This window comes from uncultured Acinetobacter sp., from assembly GCF_947624825.1.
GTDB lineage: Bacteria > Pseudomonadota > Gammaproteobacteria > Pseudomonadales > Moraxellaceae > Acinetobacter.
This window is the reverse complement of the sequence record NZ_CANQLZ010000106.1, coordinates 1-4,278: the sequence shown is the minus strand read 5'-3', so window position 1 is coordinate 4,278 and position 4,278 is coordinate 1. Positions and strand designations below refer to the sequence as shown.

The 4,278-nt window shown below is 44.5% G+C and carries 4 protein-coding genes and 1 pseudogene; 4 read left to right on the top strand and 1 reads right to left on the bottom strand.

The genetic code is table 11. The annotated features are described in order from the left end of the window. The 4 genes and pseudogenes from Q0017_RS13380 to Q0017_RS13365 all read left to right on the top strand — a co-directional run. Positions 1-453, top strand: a pseudogene (locus Q0017_RS13380) (transposase); the annotation flags it as partial. Positions 454-461: 8 nt separating this feature from the next. After that, positions 462-1,624, top strand: a protein-coding gene (locus Q0017_RS13375; RefSeq protein ID WP_298147825.1) for an IS3 family transposase whose coding sequence is annotated in 2 segments (ribosomal slippage) — positions 462-726 and positions 726-1,624 — 1,164 coding nt in all. Because the reading frame shifts where the segments join, the coding sequence is not laid out codon by codon here. Between the two features lie 171 nt (positions 1,625-1,795). Next, positions 1,796-3,412 (top strand): IS66 family transposase, encoded by a 1,617-nt coding sequence (locus Q0017_RS13370; protein ID WP_298147822.1) that lies wholly within the window; start codon positions 1,796-1,798, stop codon positions 3,410-3,412. Between the two features lie 12 nt (positions 3,413-3,424). Further along, complete coding sequence (locus Q0017_RS13365; protein ID WP_027851861.1) at positions 3,425-3,700, top strand: hypothetical protein; 276 nt, start codon at positions 3,425-3,427, stop codon at positions 3,698-3,700. Between the two features lie 133 nt (positions 3,701-3,833). Here the strand turns inward: Q0017_RS13365 and Q0017_RS13360 are convergent, their stop codons facing one another. Continuing rightward, positions 3,834-4,178 (bottom strand): NYN domain-containing protein, encoded by a 345-nt coding sequence (locus tag Q0017_RS13360; protein WP_298147811.1) that lies wholly within the window; start codon positions 4,176-4,178, stop codon positions 3,834-3,836. Between the last annotated feature and the right edge of the window lie 100 nt (positions 4,179-4,278).

The following is a 4,278-nucleotide window of genomic DNA, read 5'->3' as shown; positions in this document are numbered from 1 at the left end:
CCAAAGGTAAAACTGGGCGTGCTGACCAAGCCTTAAACTTAATTCAAAAACTTTATGGTGTTGAAAAACAATTAAACTACGATAGGTGCTGCGGTTCACTACACCTTAAATCAATGGGATAAACTGCAGGTTTACCTTGAACAAGGTGAAGCCGCTATCGACAACAACCGTGCAGAACGAGCAATTAAACCCTTCGTGATTGGCAGAAAAAACTGGCTCTTCTCCAACACCCGAAGTGGCGCTCGTGCCAGTGCATTACTCTACAGCTTAATTGAAACAGCCAAAGCCAATGGCATCCAACCTAGTGCTTACTTAACAGCCTTGTTTGAGCAACTGCCGCACTGCAAAGAAAACGACAAACTCGACCACCTGCTGCCCTGGGCCATCAAATTTTGTTCTGGTCTAATTCAAATAGACACTTCAATGAGAGACAATAGATCCAGTCTAGCTTGAGGTGAATGATGAATCAAAAGCGTAAATATAAAACCTACTCTAAAGAGTTCAAAGAAGAGGCTGTATCCTTGGTGACAGAACAAGGTTACAGCGTTGCTGAAGCAGCTGAAGCGGTCGGGGTAAACCCCAACCAGATTTATAATTGGAAGAATCAACAAGAAGAGCAGGTTAAGGGCACCATGCTGAACGACAATGAACGTACCGAACTGATAAAGCTCCGCGCTGAAAATAAGCGTTTAAAAATGGAGAAAGACATTTTAAAAAAGGCATCGGCCTTCTTCGCCAAGGAAATGAAATAGGTTTTAAGTTTGTTCATTCCAAGGTGCAAGAAGGCTACTCAGTAAGCCTGTGTTGTAAAGCTTTAGGCTTAAGTCGTTCAGGCTATTACGCTTGGGAAAAGCGTCCAGCACAGCTTATCACTAAAGATACGCTGATGCTGTACCGCGAAGCTAAGCAACTATTTAAAGAAAGTCGTTACAGTTTAGGAAGCCGTGAGTTGATGAAAGCTTTGCGTAAAAATGGTTATTTTATAGGCCGCTATAAAACACGCACAATTATGCGTAAGCTTGGTTTAGTTGTTCGGCAGCGAGTGGCTTACAAGGTAACGACTAAGCGTGACGAGCGCCATTTAGCAGCACCTAACTTGGTGAATATGTACTTTAATCCAGCCCAACCTAATCAAGTATGGGCAGGCGATATTACCTATTTAAGAACCGGACAAGGTTGGATGTATTTAAGCGTTGTTATGGACTTGTATTCTCGCCGGATCATCGGCTGGTCTATTAACAAACGCATGACAAGCGACCTTGTCTTACAGTCGGTTAAGCAAGCTTATTGGCTTAGAGGGCACCCAAAAGGTGTTATCTTCCACAGCGACCGTGGCTCACAGTACACCAGTAAGAAGTTAAAAAACGCGTTGACTAAGCTAGGTATAAAACAATCGATGGGCGATGTTGGAGCTTGTTGGGACAATGCCGTTGTTGAACGCTTTTTTGGCAGTTTAAAACACGACTGGATACTCAAAGCTCAACACCCAACTTACGAATCTATGGCAGCCGATGTTGCTGCGTATATGAAATATTACAACCTAAAAAGGCTTCATACGTCTAATGGTGATATGACCCCAGTTGAGTATGAAAATTATCAATTAAAAGTGTCCACTTGGGCTTGACCAGTACACTTGGAGCAGGGTCAGTTTCGTGTGCAGCCAACCAGCAAAGGCCAAAAGCTACTAACGCCTGCCGGACTACAACTTTTAATTGATGGCATTGAAGTGCAAAAATACCGGCAATTTAAGCGTTTTAAAGGTGCATAAAAGGCAAGTTTTGGTAAAATTAGTGCCATGAATTTAACCACTTGCACACCTACCCCCCAAGCAGCTTCTTCGGCTTTAGCCCAAGAGAATGCGTGGTTGCGTGAACAAGTTAAACGTTTGCAACATCAGTTAGACTGGTTCAAAAAACAGTTGTTTGGCCCCAAGTCTGAAAGGCAGGTTTTTGACCTAGCCGAACAAGGGGAGCTGTTCCAAGCCGCTGATGCATCAACGGCGCAAGCGTCGCAAGCACCGCAGGAAGAAGAAAAGCGTAGCGTTCGTTCGTATCAGCGGGGCACGGCAAAAAAACAGCGTGACGAGGACTGCTTAAATGCGACGGGGTTGCGCTTTACTGCCGACGTCCCTGTGCAAGTTGTTCAAAATCTACCGCCTGAGTTAACTGGCCCCAATGCTGATCAATACGAGATTATTGGAACTAAAACAACCTATCGGTTAGCACAACAAGCCGCTAGCTACCTTGTTATTCAGCATGAGCGCCCTGTTTTTCGTCTTAAAGGGGTTGATAATAAACCCGTAACAACAGCCGCAGCGTTTAATGTACTGGATAACAGCCTCGCCGATGTCAGCTTGTTGGCTGGGTTATTGGTCGATAAGTTCCAGTTCCACTTACCCCTCTACCGTCAACACCAGCGTATTCAACAAGCGGGTATCACCGTCAGCCGCAGCACCCTAACCAATTTAGTTAAACGCAGCATTGATTTATTGCGCCCCATCGTTGATGCCCAAACCGACAGCATTTTACGCAGTCGAGTGCTGGCAATGGATGAAACACCCATCAAAGCCGGTCATCAAAAACGGCCTGGGGCACAAAAAGGCAAAATGAAATCCGGGTGGTTCTGGCCAATGTATGGCGATGCCGATGAAGTGGTGTTTACCTACTCAAATAGTCGAGGCAAGCTTCATATTGAGCAAGTGCTGAAATCACAGTTCTCAGGCACGCTTATCAGTGATGGCTATGCCGCTTATGCACGCTATGTTGCCGCACAAAAAAACATCACTCATGCCCAGTGTTGGGTACACAGCCGCCGCTATTTTATTGAAGCCCAAAAAGAACACCCAGAAAAAGCCACCGAGGCACTGCAGCAAATTGCCAAGCTGTATCAAAACGAAGCAACCATCAAAAAGCTAGGACTCAGCGGCCAGAAAAAACACCAATACCGCCAAGACCACACCCAACCTCTAGTCAGTCACTTCTTCCAGTGGTGCCAAGGTCAACTGGAAAACTGCGGCCTGTTACCCAGTGATCCACTGAGTAAAGCACTTAATTATGTGCTCAAACGTGAAGCCAGTCTGAGTGTCTTCTTAGAAGACCCAGACGTACAACCCGACACTAATCATTTAGAACGCACCCTGCGCCCCATTCCACTGGGCCGTAAGAACTGGCTGTTCTGCTGGACAGAACTGGGTGCTGAACACTTAGGCATTATCCAAAGCCTAATCAGCACCTGCAAATTACACGACCTCAATCCCTACACCTACCTAGTCGATGTATTGCAGCGAATCAGCCAGCACCCGGCTAGCAAAGTTAACGAACTAACCCCACGGCTGTGGAAAGAACGATTTGCCGACAATCCATTACGTGCGTTAATCGACCCACGCCACCCTCAGCGACAATCAAGCCTGTAGAGAATAAACACCATGAATTTTGAAGGTTTTACACTGGATCAGTTACTTGAACTGAACCATCTAATCTGCCGCCGTATTGACGAATTACGTGAAAAAGAAACCCTTCAGGCTTTAGTTAGGCTGCATGTAGGCATGAAAGTAACCTTTGAAGCCCGAGATGGGATTAAGGTGGGTTTAGTAACCAAAATTAATCGAAAAAGCGTGATAGTGTTAGGCAAAGACGACGATGGGCGTAAACAATACAAAGTCTCCCCAGAGCTTCTGACGCCACTTAAAGAAGTTAAATAGCTTATTTTAGGTATGAGTCAAGAACGCCCTAGAATGAACGCTTACCTGCAAAGAAAACAACAAACTCGACCACCTGCTGCCCTGGGCCATCAAATTTTAAGCAAAAAAACCGGCCAGGATAATTGTCGCTAGATTAAATAGGTGGGGTTGCTGTTACGCTTACGCAATAGCGATCAATTCGAGGGTTATTCAAATATAAAGTTTCAAAAGCATCCAAACTTAAAAGCAAATCTGCTCTATTTTTCTCGCTCCCAATCTTTGGCGTATCAATTATATTGAAATTATGCTCAACGATTTGGTTTTTGAGCGCTTTCTTTGCTGCGCTTTGATTCCCATACGCTGCTTTTATTGCAAATATGCAATTATAATCTTCATCTGTACTTAAAAATGAATTCATCACCTCCTCCAGAACAAAATCAGATGAGGCGACATTTTCCATGTCAATATAAACAGCGATATTCAAATTTTGTTTTCGCATACTGCTCCATTCTATTTTTTTCAGCTAACGAGGCTGTAGAAAAACCTGTTTTCAGCCAGCTTTTCCCACCAACAGCTCGTTTTCTGTTATTTATATTTTG

Coding starts and splice junctions, on each gene's coding strand:
- Q0017_RS13360 (WP_298147811.1), bottom strand. CDS start 4,178: ATGCGAAAACAAAATTTGAATATCGCTGTTTATATTGACATGGAAAAT.
- Q0017_RS13370 (WP_298147822.1), top strand. CDS start 1,796: ATGAATTTAACCACTTGCACACCTACCCCCCAAGCAGCTTCTTCGGCT.
- Q0017_RS13365 (WP_027851861.1), top strand. CDS start 3,425: ATGAATTTTGAAGGTTTTACACTGGATCAGTTACTTGAACTGAACCAT.